This is a genomic window from Donghicola eburneus (genome assembly GCF_900115865.1).
GTDB classification, from domain to species: domain Bacteria; phylum Pseudomonadota; class Alphaproteobacteria; order Rhodobacterales; family Rhodobacteraceae; genus Donghicola; species Donghicola eburneus.
This window is the reverse complement of record NZ_FOXY01000011.1, coordinates 41,184-62,423: the sequence shown is the minus strand read 5'-3', so window position 1 is coordinate 62,423 and position 21,240 is coordinate 41,184. Positions and strand designations below refer to the sequence as shown.

The following is a 21,240-nucleotide window of genomic DNA, read 5'->3' as shown; positions in this document are numbered from 1 at the left end:
CCGTATCCCCAAGGGGGGAAATCATTAGCCGGCTGCACTCGCTGCTATCAGAACTTTGTGGGGAATATGGGGGCGAGAGATCCGCTTAAGTACCAGTATGGTTTTGTCACTCTTCAACCTGCGTCCAGCGTCCGTCATCGGCGTTGGACCGCAGGCATGCATCTATAAAACGCAAACCTTGTACGCCCTCTTCGACCCCTGGCAGACCCTCGGGCAATGCGCCTGCCGCGATTGCATCTGCTGCGTCTGCGTAAATCGAGGCAAACGCCTCTAGGAAACCTTCTGGATGACCGCCCGGCACGCGGGACTTGCCCGCATAGCCGGGGCCGCCCCGCGTAAGGATTTGCGTCGGCTCTCCGAGACGCGTGAAGCGCAATTCTTCGGGGCGATCATGACACCATTTCATTCCAGCTTTATCCCCAACAACGCGCAATCTCAGATCGTTATCAAAGCCGACGCTCACCTGGCTGGCCCAAAGCATTCCGCGTACACCTTGCACCATACGCAGCATCACGTGGATGTTGTCATCTACCTGCCGACCCTCGACAAAGCTGTGCATCTCGGCGGAAACGGCCTCTATTGGCAAACCAGTGACAAAGCGCGCCAGGTGCGCTGCATGTGTGCCGATATCGCCAATCGCACCAGTGCCCGCTTGCTTTGGATCCCCGCGCCACGCAGCCTGTTTGCCAGTCTCTAGTTCGGCCAGCCAATCCTGCACGTATTCGACATTAACCAACCGCAATTTGCCCAATGCGCCCGAAGTCACCAGCCGCCGCGCCTCTCGCAGCATCGGGTAACCCGCATAGGTATGTGTCAATACTAGCAGCGCATCGGACCGATCTGCGATGGCTTTCAATTCCAACGCTTCATCCAATGTCACAGTCATTGGCTTGTCGCAGATCACATGTATTCCAGCCTCGAGAAAAGCTTTGGCAGGACCGAAATGCATGTGGTTTGGTGTGACAATCGCAACAGCTTCGATCCCGTCGGGACGCGCTGCCTCGTCGCGCGCCATCTCGGCCCAATCGCCATAAGACCGCTCCAGACCCAATTCCGCCGCGCTCGCCGCAGACCGTTCTGGCGTGGAAGAGAGCGCACCAGCGATCAAGCGAAACCGCCCATCGAGCCGGGCAGCAATCCTGTGGACTCCGCCGATAAAAGCACCTTGCCCACCGCCAACCATGCCCAATGCGATTTGCTTCATTTTCTCTTCCTGAACGAATGCATTAGCGTGCAGTCTTGCCCCGTCGGCGCGGCGCCGTCAAACCCTACGCCGTCAACGCTGTGACTGCATTTTCCAGCGGTGGAGAGCTATGTTTGGGACGCATCCTGCTCCAGCATCTCTCGGGACTCTGCGGCCATCGTGACCGTTTCGGGTGTCGATCCACGTCCAAGAGGTGTCGCCTGAAAGGCCACTTTGTCTTCGGCCCGAACAGGCGGCGCGATCCAGATGCGAAGCAAGGCAAAAAGTACCAGCAGCATGTGGGCAGATCCCGTCACCGCGAAAAGCCATTGTGCGCTGAATCCGCTCATCGCAAAGCCCGCCAAACTAGGTCCAATGATCGAACCAAGGCCAAAGACAAGCAAAAGCCCTCCGCTAACTTGGATGGCAGAATCTGTGTCCGCGTGGTCATTCGCGTGCGCGACAATCACGGGATACATGGCATAAACCGTCGAGCCAAAAAGACCTGACAGGATCAGCGCGGCCCACGCGCCCGCAACGCCGTAGAACAAGAACAAGGCATCCGCTGCCACAGCCAGCAGCGCAATTCCAAGCAAGACCTTGCGCCGATCAAATCGGTCTGAGGCGATGCCAACAGGAATCTGGCTCGCTGCGCCTGCGAGGATTGGTAGACTGGAGAACAAGGCAATCTCGGAAATCGTAAGTCCGATACGCGCCGCATAGACCGCAGCTAGCGTTCCGAACGCTGCGTTTGAAATTCCAACCATGAAGACCGCAAACACAGCGATTGGAGAGTTGCGCCAAAGTTTTGGTAGGTCCAGCGAAACCTGTGTCAACGGTTTCGGTGTAGATGTTGCACTGATTGCCGTGGGCAAAAGCGCTAGGCAATAAACTATAGCAGCTAGGACGAAAAACAGGTACCCCGTCGCGTCCCCCAAAGTCAGCACCATTTGGCCAGCCGTTGTCGCGGCGAGGTTGACCATCGTATAGATTCCGAAAACCTTGCCGCGGGACGTGGCCTCTGTGCGTTCGTTTAGCCAGCTCTCAACGATCATCGCAGCGCCCGCAAAGCAGAAGCCCGACACCCCGCGGACAGGCACCCAAACCCAAGGGGTGATCAAAAGCAGCGAAAGCAGCACCGCAATTGCGGCGATCGCGCACATTACCCCAAATGAGCGGATGTGGCCGACGCGGCTCACTAGCTTGGGCGTGGCGACACAGCCAGCCACATATCCAATCGCCCACCCCGTGCCCAACAACCCAAGCGACGCGGCAGTGAAACCTTCTGCCACGCCTCTGATCGGCAATACCAGACCATTCATGCCCCCTGCAAAGACCAGAAAAGCAGAGCCGAGCAAGAGTGCAGAAAGAGGAAGCAGGCTACGAAACATACGTTCAGCCTAGACGCGGAAAGTGATTTGGGACAACCCGCTCTGCGCGATAATTCTATGGTTTTCTGGAAGATTGGGTGGTGCACAAATGCATTGCTCGCATCTGATGCGAAACATTTATCAGTTGCTGCGTTCTCAGCCTTACAAAGGCGCGCCAGCCTACCCGACCTGACGGTTGTGGTGGATGGACGCCAACAAAGAGCACCCGATCAGGCTGGCCCCCAGCAGACCTGTGATGACTTCGGGCACATGGGTCAGGGATTGCACCAGCATGATGATCGCCAGTACCAGCACCGAGTAGAAGGCCCCATGCTCCAGATACCGAAACTGTGCCAAGGTCTTCCGCTCGACCAGCATCAATGTCATCGACCGCACATACATCGCGCCGATGCCCAAACCGATCGCGATCAGGAACAGGTTCTGCGTTAGGGCAAAGGCCCCGATCACCCCGTCGAACGAGAAACTGGCGTCCAGCACCTCTAAATAAAGGAACGCACCAAAGCCGCCTTGGGCCGCCGCGCGGCCTACATCCTCTTGGGCGTCCAGAACATGCCCCACCAATTCTACCGCCAAGAAGGTCAGCAGACCGCAAATTGATGAGAACAGGAACGTTGCGCCTTGGTCTTCGGGCAAGACGACGGTGAACCCAACGGCCATCAGCAGAACCATCGCAATCTCGATCCCCTTGATCGAGGACCACTTGCGCAGGCGCTCTTCCAAAAGTCGCACCCAGTCGACGTCCTTTTCCTGATCCATGAAGTAATTGAGCGCGACCATCATCAGGAACGTCCCACCAAAGGCAGAGATCGACAGGTGTGCCTCATCCATGATCCGCGCGTATTCCTGAGGCTGCTTGGCCGCGAGAACAATCGCCTCGATCGGGCCGATGCGCGCAGCGATCACCACCACAGCCAGCGGGAAAACGATCCGCATCCCAAACACCGCGATCAGAATGCCCCATGTCAGGAAACGGTGCTGCCAGACCGGCGTCATGTCCTTCAGCTTGTTCGCATTCACAATGGCGTTGTCGAAGCTAAGGCTGATCTCCAGCACCGCCAGAACCGATCCGATCAGCAGAAACGACAGCGCGCCCGCAACCGTGCCCGTGGTCTGAAGCCCCAGCCAATACGCCAGAACAAGGCCGAACGCGGTCACGGCAAAAGGCCATTTGAAGTAGGAAAGCGCAGACATTGTAGGAGGGTTCCTTTCGGATCAGGCTTGGGTCGCGGCCAAGGCCAAACGCTGGCTGCGACGTTCCGCTTGGACATCCGGGTCAGAGTCGAGACCCGCTGCCAACAGCCGCTGGGTGTAACCCTGTCGCGGCGCTTCGAAAATTTGTCGGACAGTGCCGTGTTCGACCACCTGCCCGCGCTGCATCACCAGCACATGGTCGGCAAAGTCGCGCACCACGGGCAGATCGTGCGCGATAAAGATAAAGGCAATACCCAGGCGGTCGCGCAACTCACCGAGCAGCGCAATCACCTGCGCCTGAATTGAAACATCCAGAGCCGACACAGCCTCGTCGCAGATGATCAGGTCCGGCTCCAGCGCGAGCGCGCGGGCAATCGCGATGCGCTGTCGCTGCCCGCCAGAAAACTGGTGGGGATTGCGCAAGGCATGCTCGGGCTTCAGGCCCACTTGCTCGAGCAATTCGGCGACGCGGTCTTTCCACTGGCTTTTCGGTAGGATGTCGGGATGGATCACCCAAGCCTCCGATATGATCTGGAATACCGTCATATGCGGGTTCAGAGATTGGGTCGGATCCTGAAACACCATTTGCAACTGGCGGCGCAACGGCCCCATCTCGCGCGGTGTTTTCGAGAGGATCTCTTCGCCCTTCCAAAGCACCTTGCCGCCGCTGGCAGGTTCCAAATGTAGCATCAGGCGGGCGATGGTGGATTTCCCCGAGCCAGACTCACCGACGATTGCCAGCGTCTCGCCCGCATGCAGGTCAAAGTTCACGCCCTTGAGCGCGGCAAAGCTGCCGTAGGATTTCTGAAGGTTCTGCACGCGCAGAATCGGCTGCTCATCGGAGGCAGGGTCCCGCATCTCGCCCTTGCCCGGTGCGGCGGCCAGAAGCTTGCGCGTGTATGGATGCTGCGCGTGATGATAAAGTTCGCGCGGCGTGCCGCTTTCGACGATATGGCCACCCTCCATGACAACCGCGCGGTCCGCCGCTTCGGCCACGACGCCAAGGTCATGGGTGATTAACAGCAGGCCCATCCCCGTTTCTTCTTGCAGCTCTTCGAGCAGGGACAGCACCTCGGCCTGAACGGTGACGTCCAATGCCGTCGTGGGTTCGTCCGCGATCAAAATGTCCGGCTTCAGAACCAAGGCCATCGCAATCATCAGGCGCTGTCGTTGTCCGCCCGAGAATTGATGCGGGTACTTGTCCATCGACGCCTTGGGATCGGGAATACCCACGCGCTCCATCAAAGCCAAAGCACGAGCATAAGCCTCGTCTTTGGGTTTGCCGTGGGCCATCGCTGTTTCGGCGATCTGCCAGCCCACCGGATAGACAGGGTTCAGGTGCCCAAGCGGGTCCTGAAAAATCATTGAAATGCGCTTACCGTTCAGGCGGCGGCGGTCCTCTTCGGATTTTTTCAGCAGGTCGACCCCATCGAACAGGATTTGACCGCTCGTAATTTCGCCCGGAGGCATGTCGATCAGGTTCATGATCGCGGAGGCAGAAACCGATTTTCCGGACCCACTTTCCCCCAAGATGGCCAGCGTTTCGCCGCGGTCCAGATGCCAACTGATGCCGTTAACCGCGTTGACGATCCCTTGGGCCGTGTGAAAGCGGACAGACAGATCGCGGACTTCAAGCAGATGATCAGCCATTCTTCTTTGCTCCGATTTCGAGGCGCCAACGTTGGGTTGGGTTCAGGGCGATACGCATCCAGCTGGACAGCAGGTTCAGGGACATGGTGGTCAGGATGATCGCAAGACCGGGCCAAAAGGCGAGCCACCAAGCAGAGGTCAGGTACTGGCGGCCTTGGCTCACCATCAGGCCCCATGTGATCTCTGGAGGCTGGATGCCGATCCCGAGGAAGGAGAGCGAGGATTCCGCCAGCATGACAAAGGCAAAATCAAGCGTCGCAATGGTCAACAGCGTGGGCAGGATCACGGGCAGGATATGCTTGAACACGATCCGGAAGTTTGACGCACCCATAACAATCGCCGCTTGGACGAACATGCGTTGGCGCACCTCCAGTACTTCGGCGCGGGTGGTGCGCAGGTAAATTGGAATGCGCGTGATCGCCAGCACCAGCACGAGGTTCGCAATCGACGGCGACAGCATATAAAGCACGATCACTGCGAGCAGCAGCGAGGGGAAGGACATGATCACGTCGGCCAGACGCATAATCGCCTCGCCCACCCAACGGCCGGTGTAGCCAGCGATCAATCCCAGCGCTGACCCGATGATCATCGAGGCGACAACTGCACCTGCCGCCACCATCATGGTGTTCTGCGCGGCGACGATGATCCGCGCCAGCAAAGGCCGCCCCAAAGCGTCTCCGCCAAGGATAAAGAAAAACCCGCGCTCTAGCTCAAAAGGCGGAGCATTGCGCGCGCGCAGGTTCGTTTTGGCCGCCATGTCCTGCAGAAACATCGGGCCGAAAACCGCGCAGAGCACGATGACCAGCAAAAACAGCGCAGCGACAAAGGCCAGTTTGTCCGCCCACAGCATCGCGATTACGCGGCGCAGACCGCTGACGGGCTTGGCGGGATCTTCTTCGGCGCGGACAGTGTCGGAAGTGTCAGTCATAGTCATGCTTTCAGGTCCGGATGCGGGGGTCGAGCAGCGCATAGGCGATGTCGATCAGGATATTCATCAGGAAGATCGCAATCGCCGTGACCATGATCGCCGCCAAGATGACGTTAAAATCCCGCTGCAGGATGGAGTCGATCATCAGCTTGCCCACGCCAGGGAAACCGAAAATCGTCTCGACCACCACAGCGCCATTGAGCAGCGCCGCCGCTTGATCACCGATCACGGTGATCACGGGCAGCATGGCATTGCGCAGCGTGTGGACAAAGATCACGGGGCGGTTCTTGACCCCTTTGGCCCGCGCGGTCTTCACATATGGTGAGCCAAGCGCGTTGATCATTGATCCGCGCACGATCTGCAGGATCAGCCCGAACGGGCGGATAAAGAGAACGGCGATGGGCAAAATCCAGTGCCAGACGGTGCCAGTGCCACTGGTCGGCAGCAATCCGTAGCTGACAGAAAAGACAACGATGCCAACAATCGCGATCCAGAAATCGGGTGCCGAGGCACCGATGAGCGACAAGACAGACGCCACGCGATCAAACGGGCGGCCCACGTTGAAGGCCGCGATGGAGCCGACCACAATCGCCGCCACGGACACCAACGCCATGGTGATCAGGGCAAGCCAAAGGGTCCAGACAAACGCCTCGAGGACGACATCAATGGCGGGGCGGGCCTTGCGCAGGCTCTCACCGAAATCGAGTTGTACGAGGTCGCCGATATAGCGGCCAAACTGCACAATCACGGGATCATTCAGACCGTGGATTTCGCGAAAATTCTGACGCATTTCTTCGGAGGCGTCGACTGGCAGGTACAGGGCGGCCGGGTCGCCCGTCAGACGCGACAGGAAGAACACCATCACGATCAGAACAAACAGCGAGATCAGACTCGATACTGCCCTCTTCCCAAGCATCGTTTTCATGAGAAGCTCCTTGGAACAAGTACGTGCGCGGCACAGGCATATGCCGCGCACTGGGTCAGAGGAAACCGATTACTTCAGGCCAATTTCCGAAAGCTGGAGCTGGCTGTTGGTCGCGATGGTCGGTGTGAACTCGACATCATTGCCCACGCGGGCATGGCCCACCATATGGAACAGGAGTGCGTCCGCGATCACCTCGTCATGCAGGTAGCCAAATAGTTCGGACCACAGAGCCACACGCTCGTCGCCGGTGGCGGCGGTCGCACGGGTGATCAGATCATCCGCCTTGACGTCTGCGATGCCCGACTGGCGGCCCTCGGAATGGTACTTGAAGTACATCGAGAAAACCGGATCACCGCGCGAGTTGTCGTGCTGCGCGCCCACCAGAACCGGTTGATCCTGAACATAGGGCTTGGAGTAGTACTGCTCGTGCTCGGCGACTTCGACCATTTGCAGGCGGATGTTAAACCCGACCTCGGACAGCATGGACTGGATCGCTTCGTAGGTTTCAGTAGCACCCGGGAAGTTGCCGGTCCGGCCAACCAGCAGAATTTCGGTGTCCACGGGGACGCCATCTGCTTTGGCTTCTTCCAACAGTGCCTTGGCACGTTCGGGATCGTAGGGGCGCGCCTCGGTATCCGCGTTCCAACCCAACGTGGTGGGCACGTTCAGTGCCGTCGCGACCTGAGTGCCGTCCGCCAGAATTGTGCCAACAAAGGCTTCGCGGTCGATACCGATATTCAGCGCTTCGCGAACCCGCTTGTCATCCAGCGGCGCGACCGAGTGGTCAATCCGCAGGTACGTGGTTTCCGAGTTGGGGTAGGACGCATCCATATCCGTGGTCGCATCAATCGCAGAGATCGAAGGCGCGATGTCCGCCTCGCCCGCTTGCACCATTGCAGCGCGCACCGACGGATCAGCGCGGAACACATAGTTTGCAGTCGACACTGCGGGTGCCTCACCCCAGTAATCATCGCGGCGCTCTAGCGTGATGCTCTGACCCGGAGCCCAGTTCGACATCACATAGGGACCAGTGCCAACGGGTTCACGGGTGAACTCAATCGCGGTCTCCGAAGGAACGATGGTCAGCAGCGACAAAAGCAGCGGCAGGATGGGCTGCGCCGGCTCGGTTGTAAAATCGATGGTATGCTCGTCAACAACACTCGGCGTGATTTCAATGCCTTCGTAATAGCGCGAGATTTCACAAGTGATCTGATCACTCTTGGCACGATCAAACGAATGCTTCACATCTGCGGCGTCAAATGTGCTGCCGTCCGAGAATGTCACGCCTTCGCGCAGCTTGAAACGCCACGTGTTGTCGTTCACCAACTCCCAGCTCTCGGCCAGACGCGGCTTCAGACCCTCGTCACCGCGCACGTCCAGCTCGGTCAGGGTTTCGCTGATGTTTCCCAGAACGATGCGGCCAATGTTTGAACGCGTCGCCATACAAGGCTCGACCAGATCCGGCTCCTCTCCGAGAACGATCGTGACAGCGCTATCCTGAGCATAAGCTGGCGACAGGGCAGTCGTGGCCAATAGCGCGCCCGCCCATAGCATAGAATGTTTCATTTTTCCTCCCTGAGGGCTGAGCCCCTCTCCTTGAGCAACGCACACATGGCACCCCGCCCCTTGTTGCGAGCAGCCGCGTGTCTCACCCGTCTGCACACCGTTTAACCGGATTCGCCAAATCATATTGGTAAACTTGAAAAGTGTTGTCAAACATTAAGGAGGAAAAAGTTAGAAGCCATATATATCTCTGTTTTACTTATATTTTCCTACGTCAGTCGCAGAAAATTCAAAAATCTCACCACACATCAGTTGCGCAACTTGACAACTTATCCGCCATTTGACAACTTTCAAACCTGCACAGTGAGGAGGAATGGCAGATGACGCCAGAAGACATCGCAACCCAGATGACCGGCGCTTTAACGCCGCGTGAAGATGGGGATTGGGCCATTCTGCCAGCGCCCACGATTCAGAACCACGCTGCGTTTCTGACGGATTTACCCGATGGTGCGGTTGCCTGCGCATGGTTTGGTGGCACTCTGGAAGGCAAGTCTGACATTTCGATCTACGCATCCATCCTCGAGGACGGCGCGCCGTCATGGGGGCCAGCTGCGCAGCTGACCTTTGACACGGAACGGTCCGAACAGAACCCTGTTCTTTTCACCGATCCCAACGGTCAACTCTGGCTGTTCAACACCGCACAACCCGCTGGAAACCAAGATGAATCGCGCGTCTACATGCGCCCCGTTCAGCGCGACGGCGCAACCCTGACCTCGGGAGAGGCGCGCGACATCGGCCTGCCCGCGGGCACCTTTATTCGTGCGCGGCCGTTTGTCAGGGACGACGGCGCTTGGGTCCTGCCTCTGTTCCGCTGCCATCCTCGGCCCGGCATTCGCTGGACAGGCGCGTTCGACACCGCCGCGATTGCTATCAGCCAAGACAACGGCAAAACGTGGAATGTATCAGAGGTTCCCAATTCCCCCGGCGCCGTCCATATGACACCTGTGTCTCTGGAAGGCGACGAGATGGCAGCCTTCTATCGTCGCCGTCAGGCCGATTTTGTGCACCGTTCGACCAGCACCGATGGCGGGCACAGCTGGAGCGCGCCAGAACCCACGGATGTCCCCAACAACAACAGCTCAATTGGCGTAGTTACCTTGTCAAATGGCATGGTCGCGATGGTCTGCAATCCGATTTCAGCCGCACAATCGGAGTCGCGCCGCGCCTCGCTTTACGATGAACTCGAAGAGAACGATGGCCGTCCCGAAGCCAAAGAAGGCTGCCAGCCCATTTGGGGTGTCGAGCGCGCGCCGCTGACCTTGTGCCTGTCCGCCGACGGAGGCCGGACCTTCCCCACGCGGTATGTGATCGAGGATAGCACCGGAACATGCCTGTCCAACAATTCGACTGACGGCCGCAACAAAGAGCTGTCCTACCCCGTTCTCCTGCCTCGCGCGGATGGCGGGTTGGACGTGGCCTACACCCTATATCGCCGGGCCATCCGGCACGTGCGGCTGAACGCGAGCACCCTCGCGCGCCTCATTGAAAAAACGACCTGAAAGGAAGCCGCAATGTCTACGATGGACAGATTGATTACCATTCATCAACCAAAGCGGCTGGAAATCGGCGTTGGCGCTGCGGGGACCGTGGCGGACCATGCTGCTGGCGCAGAACGCCCTCTGGTCATTACGTCCGCCCCCACCCTGCAATATGCGGAGCGGCTGGGACTGAAGGGCAGCATTCTGGTGATTGATGATGTGCCGCCGGAACCCGACCTACCCGCATTCGAGAAGGTTCTGGAACAAGCGCGCGCACATCAGCCCGACCTTGTGATCGGCCTTGGCGGGGGATCTGTTTTGGACATTGCGAAACTGGTCGCGGCGCTCTGGGACAGCGCGGAATCCCTGCGCGATGTCGCCGGCCCCAACAAGGTCGCGGGACGCCAAACGCCGCTCTTTCAGGTTGCCACCACTGCAGGGACGGGGTCAGAGGCAGGCATTCGCGCGCTCGTGACCGACCCCGAGACAAAGTCCAAGATCGCCGTCGAAAGCCCCCACCTAATCGCAGACCTCGCGGTTTTGGACCCTGAGTTGACCTATTCGGTCCCGCCAGCCGTGACTGCGGCCACAGGCGTCGATGCTATGGCCCACTGCGTTGAGGCTTTCACCAATATTCGCGCGCACGATCTCATTGATGGGTATGCCCGCATGGGGTTCAATCTAGTTGGCAAATACCTGCAGCGCGCCGTTCAGAATGGCAAAGACAGCGAGGCCCGAGCAGGCATGATGCTGGCCTCGTACTACGGCGGCATCTGCCTTGGTCCTGTGAACACTGCTGCGGGCCACGCGCTGGCCTATCCCCTAGGCACGCGTCTATCCCTGCCCCACGGGCTGGCAAACGCGATCATTTTTCCGCACGTCTTGGCCTTTAACCAGCCCGTCGCGCCCGAAAAAACCGCCGAAGTCGCGACTGCCCTAGGCCTGCAAGGCGCGGACTCGGTTGACAGGCTAAAGGCTGCGGCCTTCGAGTTCTGCAAGAGTTTGGGGATCGAGATGCACCTGAGCGCCCACGGTGCGAACGAAGCCGACCTCCCCCAATGGGCAGCCGAAGCGCATGCGATCCGCCGCCTGATGGACAATAATCCGCGCGACATGAGCGTCGAGGATGTGACCGCCATCTACCGCGACGCCTATTAACTCTGACTGCGCGACCGCCACACGGTCGTGCGCCCTTTACTGCATTGACAGGTCCATCACCCCAGCGCCGAACAGACGCTCCCGCGAATGGGACACGTGCTGGCGCATGACCGCACGGGCGCGATCGGGATCACGATCAGCAATCGCCTGACAGATGCCCCGATGCTCCTCGAGCACATTTTCCAGCGCAGACGCCCCATCAGACATCAACGCGTCACCGTGCATCTTCATTCCCACGTAGATATGGTCCCGCAACGCCTTGAGCGTCTCGGCGTAATACTGGTTGTTCGACGCCCGCGCGATGGCAAGGTGAAAGGTGAAATCCGCATCTTCGCGGTGCAGCCGAGAGCCTGTCGCATCGGACAACAGATCAAGAGCCTGCTCCATTTCATCCAGAATGCTCTGATTGCGGCGTTGCGCGGCCAAACCGGCGGCGTCCACCTCGATCGTCAGACGGAACTCATAGCAGCGCTGAATGTCGGCGATGGTTTCTACGGGCGTGTAGCCAAGGGCAGCTTCGCGTTTCACCCGCACAAAATTTCCCGCGCCTTGGCGCGAAACAATCAATCCTTCTTCGCGGAGCTGCTCCAGCGCCACGCGCAAAACAGGGCGGGATACACCGTATTGCGCCGACAAATCCTTTTCGGCGGGCAGCTTTTCGTTCGGACCATAATCCCCGCGCGTGATCCGCGACTTCAGAGCGGCATATACCTTCTCTGACAAAGGCGGACGCCCGCCGCGACCTTGGCTTCCCGCTGAGGTGTGCTGGTCCATTCCCGTTTCCTTTACAACTTCTCTTGCGCGTTTTGCAGAACCTCGCGCAGGAGCGCGGTATCCCCGAAGCCTCCGGATTTGGTCACTATTTTAAGGGGACCCCAAGGGGCCTCGACCTCGCACAATGGTAAACCGGGACGCAATTCTGAGATCACTTGTAAACTCTCGACGCCAAGCAGGTCCAGAGCTGCTTGCGCGGACTCGCCCCCGCAAATCAGAAGTGATGCCGGTTCGCACCGCCTGACACATGCCAAAACGCTCTGTGCAAATTGTGCGGCGGCCTGCGCGCCAGAAATTATCTCATCGCCCTGTGCGATGGACAGGATCACAGGACCATCCGGCGACGGATCGCCCAATAGCACCCCATTTGGCGCGTGAAGCACCGGCGCGATGACCTCAACTGCGGTAATTTGCGCCGTGGTCACAGGGTCCCGAGAGCCATTGGCGATCATTACCGGATCGCGCAACGCCCCGGTTTCGGGTGCCGAGACACCCGATGCCCGCGCCAAAGCAAAAGTCAATCCACGCGCGCCAACCCAAAGCGCCCCTCTGTTCGTCTCCACGATCCGGTCCAAATCCGTGTCGGATCCAACGTCTGGCACCGTGACCGAACTTGTAAAACGGTCCGAGACCGGTATGGGCTGATCCACGCCCGCCCCGGTTAATGCGCCATCTTTCACAAGCCGCCCCATAGTGGGGATCGCTGGCGCAGCAACCACCTTCTCCGCACCGCTCCACGCAAGCAAAACCTCGGTCTCTGCGCCGACATGCCCTTTAAGCCGAGAGTCGACCTTCTTGATGATAATGTTGAAATCTTTGGGATTTAGGCCATTCAACGCCTCAGATACGCGTGCATATGCCAGATCAGTAGGCACCTCCCGACTGCCTGTGTTGACCGCAAGCACATCGCATCCCTCGGACCAAACGCGCGCCGCGCCCTCTGGGTGCCGCGCCACCCGCACGGTACGCCCGGCAGCGGCAAAGCCGACAGCCGAGTCGAGCGCCCCTGTCAGGTCATCTGCAACAATCAGAACCTTCTCGCCCATACTTTACCTATTATCATCTTGTTGTAAAAAACACTACGCGCAAGACACCCCTAATTTCTATAGGAAATTTCACTATTCGAGAGAAATCTCCCAGTTACACGCCTCTTTTGTTGATGTATTTTTACCTATAGGTTAATTGAATGATGCACTGACCGTTCGGAGGAGACCTGCAATGAGTGAGAAGATTGTTATAACGATGGGGGATCCTTCGGGTGTTGGGGCCGAGGTCACTGTCAAAGCCCTGGCTGGACAGGATGCCAGTTTGCGTGAGCGAACCATCGTTATTGGCGACCGCGACACGCTACAGCGCGCCGCCACCATTTGTGGGATCACCCTGCCGATCATCGCCCCTGACGCAGACGGGGACGGTATTCGCGTCGATCACGTTCAGGTCGACGATCTGCCCGGAAAATTCGGCGTTCTATCGCCCGCCTGCGGCGAGGCCAGCTATCGCTACATCGCGCGCGCGGTTGAACTGACAATGGGGGGCGAAGCCGCCTGCATCGTCACCGCGCCTATCAACAAGGAAGCGCTAAACGCCGCTGGTCACCACTTCGACGGCCACACAGGGATGCTGGCGCACCTGACAGGCTCGAAATCCTCTTGGATGCTGCTCGCGTCAGAGCGGCTGAACGTTGTGCACGTGTCCACCCATGTTTCTCTGCGCGACGCCATCGGGCGCGCCACCACTGAGCGGGTCTTAGAAACCATTCGTATGGGGCACAAGCATCTGCGCCGCATGGGGCTAAAGGAGCCACGGATCGCAGTCGCAGGGATCAATCCCCACTGTGGCGAGAACGGCCTGTTCGGCAATGAAGATGACGTTACCATCGCGCCCGCCGTCGCCGCGGCTCAAGCCGAAGGCATTAATGTCCAAGGTCCGATTTCCGCCGACACCGTTTACCACCGCGCGTATCAGGGCGGCTTTGATCTGGTGATCGCGCAGTACCACGATCAGGGCCACATCCCGATCAAATTGGTGGCCTTTGACACCGCCGTAAACGTCTCGCTCGGGCTGCCGATTGACCGCTGCTCAGTCGACCACGGCACCGCTTTTGACATCGCGGGCCAAAACAAAGCCAACCACGACAACATGCTCTGCGCCCTTGATTATGCGGCAAAGATGGCCAACGCGAAGCGGGGATAATCCAGTGACCGACCACAAAGAAGCCTTCGTCGCGCTCGTCACCTGTTTTAATGCTGACGAGACTATCAACTATGAGGCCACCCGTGCGCAGGTGCGCCGCCAAGTGGCCGCGGGCAATCACATTATGTGCGCAGGCACCAACGGGGATTTCTCTGCGCTAACTTTTGATGAAAAAGTCCGCCTGTGCCGCGAGGTGGTCGAAGAGATGAATGGCCAAGCCAAGGTCATCGTGAACGCTGGCATGCCCGCGACCTTTGAAACGATCCAACTCGCGCGCGAATTTGACGCAATCGGTGTGGACGGGATTGCCGTCATCACCCCGTTTTTCATCGCTTGCACGCAAGACGGTCTGATCCGCCACTTCACCTCTGTGGCCGATGCGGTGAAAACGCCAGTGTTTCTCTATGACATTCCAGCGCGCACCCAGAACCACATCGAACCCGAAACTGCACGCGTTTTGTCCGATCATGGGAATATCGCTGGCATCAAGGACTCTGGCGGCGCCCAAGAGACGCTCGAGGCCTATATGGCGATTGGCCGCGACCAAAGTGGTTTCGACGTCTATTCAGGCCCTGATCATCTGGTGCAATGGGCGCTTGAAAACGGAGCGAAGGGCTGCATTTCGGGCCTTGGGAATGTGTTGCCCGACGTGCTGGCAGATATCGTGTCCTGCGTGAATGCGGGCGATAGCGAAGGCGCGGCCAAGGCCCAAGAAATCTATACGGCCTTCCGCACAGACCTTTATGCGCTGGGGTATCCGCCCGCGCTGGTAAAACGCGCGCTATATCTGCAGGACAATTCAGTCGGCGCATCGCGCCAACCCGCCTTGCTGCCGGACCCCGACCAGGACGCAAAAATTGCCGAGATCCTTCGGAAATACGAACGAATGTAACGAACGCCAATCAAATTCAGCCAGCTGCCGAGAATCCGGCGGCTGGCTTTGATAGCGACCCATGGGCCAAAGTTGGTGCGCGTGACCGCACAACTGCAACAAAAAAACAAATAAGAATTGCCGAAACTTCCTAAAACCCGCGCCCCATCGTGAGTAGTTGCCTCAAACATTCTGAGATCGGAGCTGTTCATGCGCGCTTTATGGGATTTATCAAAAACCAAAGGTCTACCAGCCACCCTCGATTGGTCGTTTCTGAATTGGAGCAGTGAAACCTATCTCGATGAAAACGCTGAACTGCAGAAAGTAAAAATCGAATTCTCATCATATGGCTTCGTGAATGATACAGAGTTCAGGAAATTCGATATCGCCTACGAAGACCGGATCACATTTTCGGGCGGTATGTTGGAATATGAGATCTACGGCAGTCGCTGGATGACCTTTCCGACACTGACTCGGCATTGATCACAGCGATTGTCTTTTCCGACAGTACGACGGGTGCTTCGTGGACGTTGGCGTTTGAGAATGAGCAAACGAAAATTCCGATCCGTTCTCCTTATGTTGTGGATGAGTTCGCGTCCCCGACCCTACGCGACCTCATCGAAACTTTCGCCATTTCGGAGGGAACACTCTCGTCTTTGACCGACCGTGTGTATGGATCGCCAAAGGCGGACCTGATCAATGGAGGACCGGCGCGGGATTACATCAAAGGGGCCGCAGGGAACGATACGTTGATCGGCGGGAACGGTCAGGACCAATTGTTTGGACTTGATGGTGATGACCGCATTCTTGGCGGTGGCAAAGATGACCATTTGGCCGGGAATGCTGGAAACGACACCCTGATTGGCGGCCGGGGGGATGACCACCTGTCTGCCGGCTTTGGTTGGAGCAACAATGACGACCTCCTGCGGGGAGGCCTTGGCGATGACTATCTTTACACGAACAAAGGTTCGGACACTCTGCTTGGTGGCGCGGGGGACGATGAAATTACTGCGGGTATCCCAGACGAGGAAGCGACACGTATCCTACGAGGTGGTGACGGTGACGATACAATTACCGACGAAGGGTCTAAGAACACCATCATGCGCGGGGACGATGGAAACGACGAACTCCACTCCCTGAGCACATACGGTAATGTACGCGCGAAAATGTACGGGGGGAGCGGGAATGACACTCTGTACTCTCGCTCCAAGCGCGACCAACTCTTTGGCGGTGACGGGGACGACAGGATCGTCAGCAGAAGTGGCAATGAATTGTCCGCTGGCGGCGCTGGCAACGACACAATCCGCGCGGGCCAAGGCAATGACACCCTAAGGGGCGGCAGCGGCGATGACCGCTTGTTTGGCGGCAAAGGCGCTGATGTCTTTACGTTTCATGAGAACAACGGCAATGACACAATCTTTGACTTCAACCTTCGCTCAGACATCCTTCGCATTGAAAGCGCCCTCGTCGGCGGCTTGGCGGATGGCGCGCACGTGATCAGCACCTATTCGGAACTCAACAGCCAAGGAAACGTCGTCTTGGTATTCTCAGCCGAGAATTCAGTCGAATTCAGAGGGGTTTCCGAGGAAGACTTGGACTCCCTCTCGCTCGGGATCGAGTTTTTCTAGCCAACAACCCGCGCAGTCCTACGTGCGACCACCAGCTCTTGTGGAAGACGCGCCAAAGGACGGCGCGCCTTTCTTCAAGGCAATCGTGTTAACCGCGCACTCTAAGGCGCGAACAGCACCTTGCATTGCGTCGTCCTCTGGCGGAGGGCTTCGAACGCTTTGGGCATCTCGTCCAAGCTCACTGTGTCCGAAACTAGATGCTGCGGCGCGTAGGTGCCCGCATCCAGCGCCCTGATTGCCATCTCGAATTCCGGCATCGAAAAGAACACCGAAATCACGATCTCGACCTCTTTGGAAATGTCGCGAAAGCTGTCCATGTGGTCAGGTGCGGTACACAGCCCCAGTACAACGACCCGGCCACGTGGCACGACCAGCACACAGAGCTGAATCGGCGCGAAACTCGATTATCGGCTGAAGCCAAACAATTGGACCTAAGCGGCACATACAGCCGCAAGTAAATCAAAAGTTGTACAGGGAAACCTGACTAGACCCGAAGTTGCCCTCAGAAACTATACTCATTTGAGAGTTTTTCAGGAGGACCGACATGGCCGGAGATTTGATTGACCTATCCGCAGATGGCTCTGCCGGTCCTCATGGGGATCGGGCGTTCGCACGGGTTGGATACGATGCAGGACTGCAGATCGGCGCCGAGTTCTGCCACGGCATTCGCCTGTCTCTGGCCGCCGAGGCCAACGGAAATGCGAGCGCTGGCGCAGAGATCGCCCGCTTTCTGGAAGCGATCGTAACCCTAGAGGCTGGCGCAAAGGTCCGCGCCGAGCTGGTCGCGCAAATCTCTGGTGACCTGACCGACACCTTTGGCCTGACTGCCATGTTTGCCGCCGAGGCCCGCGCTTATGTGCGTGCCTCGCTATCGCTCGATGTCCGCTTGGGCGAGTTGCTGGATGATAGCCGCCCCTTGCCGTTGGAACGACGCCTGCTTGACCGGCTCTTGGAGCAGATGGTCCTGCGCGCTGGCATCCAAGCGACTGCGGAAATCGCAGCCGCCGCCCATGGCACTCTGGTCTGCCGGATGCAAATGGGCGGCAGAGGACGTCCGCCAGCGGGCTTCGACATCAGTGTCAGCGGTGGCGCAGGCTTCCTCTATGGGACCAGTTGTGACTTCACGCTGCTGGGGCGCATTGCGAGCCTGCCGGACTATTTCCGCGATATCCGGACCGACATTCTGGACGAATTGCTCGGCGACACCCCCCACCCGCTTGTCCGCGCCGGCATCAAGATGATCACCGATGTGGTGATTGATACAATGGACGACGACATTAGCTCCGTCGATGCAATGACGGACAGTCTGCGCGCGCTGCTGTTTGAGATGTCATGGGATAGCGCCGTCGCAGGCTATGATATCGCGCTGCGCAAGGCACTAAGCGACGTAGCCTCCGAACTGCAAAACGCGACCGATCCAGCCGCTCTTGCAAGGTTCCAGAATCTGAGCACCTCGGCCCTAGCTGCGACAGACGCCGAAGATGCCCTGCGGATACTGGCCCAGATCACGGAATTTGCCACAGAAGAGGATCTGCCCCAAGCTCCGGGCCTGACCAGAATGAGCGTCCACGCGCATGCCTTGTGGAAGATGATCGAGCCCGAAGCGGCCTATTTTGATAACGCGATGCCCTTGCATGTGCGGACTGCGCTGCACGACGTGAATGTCTCTGGCGATCACCTCGGGTCCCGCGCGGATGCCGCGCTCTTGCTCGCCGGTCCAGAGGTGCAACGCGACCTAGAGGACCTGCTTCGCCCCCTGCCCGCCGGTGATACCCTCATCGCCATTCTGAAAACGGCGGCAGATCAGGGCATCAGTCCTGCGGACTTATTCCTCATGATTGCCCCCGATGCCGACGCGGATGCCAAGAAGCAACTGGCAGGTCTGGCCGTCGCTGTGCTTGCCCTCCTGCTCGAGAACGAAGTGGAGCCAGAGCTAGAGGTCGCCACCAGCCAAGCCGTTACCAACGGTGATATACCGCCCGAACTCGCCGACGCCATCATGGAAATGGTGGTTGCAGGGCGCCGCGTTATTCTGCCCGGCTTGGTGAATGCGCAGGGACCGAACCTCAAAGAAGAACTGCAAACCCTCGCCGAGCACGCGCAGCAAATCCTATCGCGCATTTTCCTGCGGCAAGTGGCATTGCTGGGGGCATCAGTCACAAACCGCGCCGCGCGCGGGTTTGCCGCGCAGATGGACCGCATGATCGACCGGATCGAAACCGGCGAAAGCGACCTGATCCGCCGCATGGCCACCCTAACCCTACAAGGCCTGTCGAATGCCTTGCCCGTCGACCTGACAGGTCGAGGGGCAGAGGCCGAGTTGACCGAGGTACTAGAGACCTTTGCCATCGCGGCCTTTGGTGCGGGGCGCCGCGCTTTTGGCCCGACGACTTGGTCCGAGCAGCGGCTCGACGACGTCGCCGAGGGGATCGTGGCGCTGATCACAGGTGCCGAAGGCGAGACATTGGACTATCGGCTGAAGCCCCGCGAAGAGCTGGACAGGGAACTGCTCGGACTGCGGGAATGCAGCTTCCTGCCCCAAATCAACCGGCATGCTGCTGACAAGCTGATCAGAGTGCAAAGAGAGATCGGCACCGCCCAATTCCGCCTGATCGCGCAGGATATGCCCCCGCTGGTCGCCGCGCTTGTACAGGATGTCACTCGGATCATCGTCTCGACCGCGATCGAGGCCGCGCTGGAAGGCGTGCAAGAGGTTCTTGATGCCGCCGCCGCACGGGTAGAGGCCGCTCTGGAAGACGCCAAAAGGGCGCTGGCCGATAATGCTGCAAAACTAGAAGCCGCGGCAGAGGAGATCAGAGCCGCGATGGAGGCGCTGGTCGCCGAACTTGATGCCTATGTCACCGCGCTCATTGACGAAATCGAAGCCCGCCTCAAGGTTGACGACCTAGATGATCTCATCGCATTTCTAGGAAACCTGTGGGACCAACTGTTTGGCACAACGGACGAGGAGAAGGCCCGCAAAGCGCTGGAAAGCATCAAGGAACGGGCCAAAGAACGGCTCAAACTGCCCAATGGCAGCGGCCTGCCCCCGGCGCTGGCAGCATTACAAGTAGAAATCTTGACCATCGGCCGGACGGCGGAGGCCACGAACTTTGCAGCCATCCGCGCTGCCATCCTGTCCGACGATGATCTCGATGTTCTTCGGAATATCCCCATCCATACCGATGTTGCGAATGGGATATTTGGCCCCCTTGATTTGGCGAAAGCCACGAAAGACGCCTTAAGAGCACGGATCGAACGTATCCAGCGCTCTGAGATGGCACGCGAGAGCGCGAACAATCGGCACAGTCGTGCAAAAGAATTAATCGATGTGCACAGCAAAGCGCTGAACCGGCTAGAGCGTCAGCGCGACCTACAGGGCATTACCCGTGCGGCGCAAGGCATCCGTTTCACCAGCCCGACATCCGTCGACCCAGACCAAGCGCGCCTGCCAATCTTTGGCGATTGGGTCTATGTCGAGATCGACATGGGCGAACTTGATCCCGCGCATCTGAATACAGACAAACGCATCCCCTTCGACGCCCTGATCGGCCAAGACCCGACCAACGTGGGGCTGATCCGCCAATCGGCCATTCTCAAGGCACAGCGCGGGGACTTTAACACTCTTCCAAATCCACTCGTGGACATGCGTCTGTTTCTGAACGGCAAAGAGCTTGATGCCAGCCGGTTACGCCAGAACGGCCCCTATCTAAGCGGTTATTTGTCGAGCGACCTGCTGAAGACAGGTCAAAACGACCTGCTCCTTACCTTTTCAACAGCGCGCGCAGACTCCCCTGCCATTGTGCGGCACGTCATCTTCTGGTCAGCGCCCAACTCAGAAGTTCCGCCCTCTGACGGCATTCAGATCGACCGCGAGAGTTCCGTCATTAACACCCAAGGCAATGATCACCGCGATGCTGTACGCACCGATCCCATTGATCGCGAAACCGTGGTCATCGAGAATACGACCGAAGACCTTACCATTGAGCTGCAGGGCCACACTCTGTCCGACGCATATGGCCACACCTACACCTTTGCAGAACGCGAAAAATTACGCGCCGGGACCTCCGTCACGGTCACGGTAGGCGCATCCGGCCCAGAGATCACACATAACTGGCTCAGCAACACCTCCGGTCCCCCCCGCGCCATCCTCAACAACGAAGGCGAATGTCTGCTGCTCCGCGCACCGGACGGCATGATTGTCTCGCAGGCCTTTACCGGAAACCCTAGGGCCAATCGTTGGGTGAACATTATTGGCGGGCGACGCTAGCCCGTTTAATGAGCCAGCACGAAAGTGGGACCTGTAT

The 21,240-nt window shown here is 58.5% G+C and carries 17 protein-coding genes; 7 read left to right on the top strand and 10 right to left on the bottom strand.

Annotated features, from left to right (window positions below; translation table 11 throughout):
- Positions 1–106: 106 nt before the first annotated feature.
- The 7 genes from BM225_RS17225 to BM225_RS17195 form a co-directional block, all read right to left on the bottom strand.
- The gene (locus BM225_RS17225; RefSeq protein WP_092465065.1) at positions 107–1,204 is read right to left on the bottom strand and encodes a Gfo/Idh/MocA family protein; all 1,098 of its coding nucleotides are present in this window, start codon (positions 1,202–1,204) and stop codon (positions 107–109) included.
- A 107-nt stretch (positions 1,205–1,311) separates the two neighbouring features.
- Positions 1,312–2,574, bottom strand: a complete 1,263-nt coding sequence (locus tag BM225_RS17220) for an MFS transporter (protein WP_092465064.1) — start codon at positions 2,572–2,574, stop codon at positions 1,312–1,314.
- Between the two features lie 159 nt (positions 2,575–2,733).
- On the bottom strand, positions 2,734–3,765 hold the full coding sequence (locus BM225_RS17215) for a DUF475 domain-containing protein (RefSeq protein WP_092465063.1): 1,032 nt from the start codon (positions 3,763–3,765) through the stop codon (positions 2,734–2,736).
- Positions 3,766–3,786: 21 nt separating this feature from the next.
- Entirely contained in the window at positions 3,787–5,415 is a 1,629-nt protein-coding gene (locus BM225_RS17210; protein ID WP_092465062.1) for a dipeptide ABC transporter ATP-binding protein, read from the bottom strand.
- Complete coding sequence (locus tag BM225_RS17205; RefSeq protein WP_218157068.1) at positions 5,408–6,343, bottom strand: ABC transporter permease; 936 nt, start codon at positions 6,341–6,343, stop codon at positions 5,408–5,410. The genes BM225_RS17210 and BM225_RS17205 overlap by 8 nt, the downstream gene beginning before the upstream one ends.
- A gap of 10 nt (positions 6,344–6,353) precedes the next feature.
- Positions 6,354–7,268: an ABC transporter permease gene (locus BM225_RS17200; RefSeq protein ID WP_092465060.1), complete on the bottom strand. Its 915-nt coding sequence runs from the start codon at positions 7,266–7,268 to the stop codon at positions 6,354–6,356.
- Positions 7,269–7,337: 69 nt separating this feature from the next.
- Entirely contained in the window at positions 7,338–8,834 is a 1,497-nt protein-coding gene (locus tag BM225_RS17195; RefSeq protein WP_092465059.1) for an ABC transporter substrate-binding protein, read from the bottom strand.
- 317 nt (positions 8,835–9,151) lie between these two features.
- Between BM225_RS17195 and BM225_RS17190 the strand changes: the two genes are divergently transcribed.
- Complete coding sequence (locus tag BM225_RS17190) at positions 9,152–10,330, top strand: sialidase family protein (RefSeq protein WP_092465058.1); 1,179 nt, start codon at positions 9,152–9,154, stop codon at positions 10,328–10,330.
- A 12-nt stretch (positions 10,331–10,342) separates the two neighbouring features.
- Entirely contained in the window at positions 10,343–11,467 is a 1,125-nt protein-coding gene (locus BM225_RS17185; RefSeq protein WP_092465057.1) for an iron-containing alcohol dehydrogenase, read from the top strand.
- A gap of 36 nt (positions 11,468–11,503) precedes the next feature.
- Here BM225_RS17185 and BM225_RS17180 read toward each other — a convergent pair whose 3' ends face one another.
- Together BM225_RS17180 and BM225_RS17175 are read right to left on the bottom strand one after the other, a co-directional pair.
- Positions 11,504–12,241 carry a FadR/GntR family transcriptional regulator gene (locus BM225_RS17180; RefSeq protein ID WP_092465056.1) on the bottom strand — a complete coding sequence of 246 codons (738 nt, stop codon included), beginning with the start codon at positions 12,239–12,241 and terminating at the stop codon, positions 11,504–11,506.
- An 11-nt stretch (positions 12,242–12,252) separates the two neighbouring features.
- Positions 12,253–13,287: a four-carbon acid sugar kinase family protein gene (locus BM225_RS17175; protein WP_092465055.1), complete on the bottom strand. Its 1,035-nt coding sequence runs from the start codon at positions 13,285–13,287 to the stop codon at positions 12,253–12,255.
- Between the two features lie 172 nt (positions 13,288–13,459).
- On the opposite strand from BM225_RS17175, the gene pdxA reads away from it, so the two are divergent.
- The 4 genes from pdxA to BM225_RS17155 all read left to right on the top strand — a co-directional run bounded on the left by pdxA (position 13,460) and on the right by BM225_RS17155 (position 16,933).
- Positions 13,460–14,434 (top strand): 4-hydroxythreonine-4-phosphate dehydrogenase PdxA, encoded by a 975-nt coding sequence (gene pdxA, locus BM225_RS17170; RefSeq protein ID WP_092465054.1) that lies wholly within the window; start codon positions 13,460–13,462, stop codon positions 14,432–14,434.
- A 4-nt stretch (positions 14,435–14,438) separates the two neighbouring features.
- Positions 14,439–15,326 carry a dihydrodipicolinate synthase family protein gene (locus tag BM225_RS17165; RefSeq protein ID WP_245780529.1) on the top strand — a complete coding sequence of 296 codons (888 nt, stop codon included), beginning with the start codon at positions 14,439–14,441 and terminating at the stop codon, positions 15,324–15,326.
- Between the two features lie 189 nt (positions 15,327–15,515).
- Positions 15,516–15,788 (top strand): hypothetical protein, encoded by a 273-nt coding sequence (locus tag BM225_RS17160; protein ID WP_092465052.1) that lies wholly within the window; start codon positions 15,516–15,518, stop codon positions 15,786–15,788.
- Positions 15,789–15,961: 173 nt separating this feature from the next.
- A complete protein-coding gene (locus tag BM225_RS17155) occupies positions 15,962–16,933 on the top strand; it encodes a calcium-binding protein (protein ID WP_143095410.1) in 972 nt (323 codons plus the stop codon).
- 101 nt (positions 16,934–17,034) lie between these two features.
- On the opposite strand, the gene BM225_RS17150 is transcribed toward BM225_RS17155, so the two are convergent.
- The gene (locus tag BM225_RS17150; RefSeq protein ID WP_177218650.1) at positions 17,035–17,301 is read right to left on the bottom strand and encodes an MDR/zinc-dependent alcohol dehydrogenase-like family protein; all 267 of its coding nucleotides are present in this window, start codon (positions 17,299–17,301) and stop codon (positions 17,035–17,037) included.
- Positions 17,302–17,477: 176 nt separating this feature from the next.
- Between BM225_RS17150 and BM225_RS17145 the strand changes: the two genes are divergently transcribed.
- Complete coding sequence (locus BM225_RS17145) at positions 17,478–21,203, top strand: lamin tail domain-containing protein (protein WP_092465050.1); 3,726 nt, start codon at positions 17,478–17,480, stop codon at positions 21,201–21,203.
- The last annotated feature ends 37 nt before the right edge of the window (positions 21,204–21,240 follow it).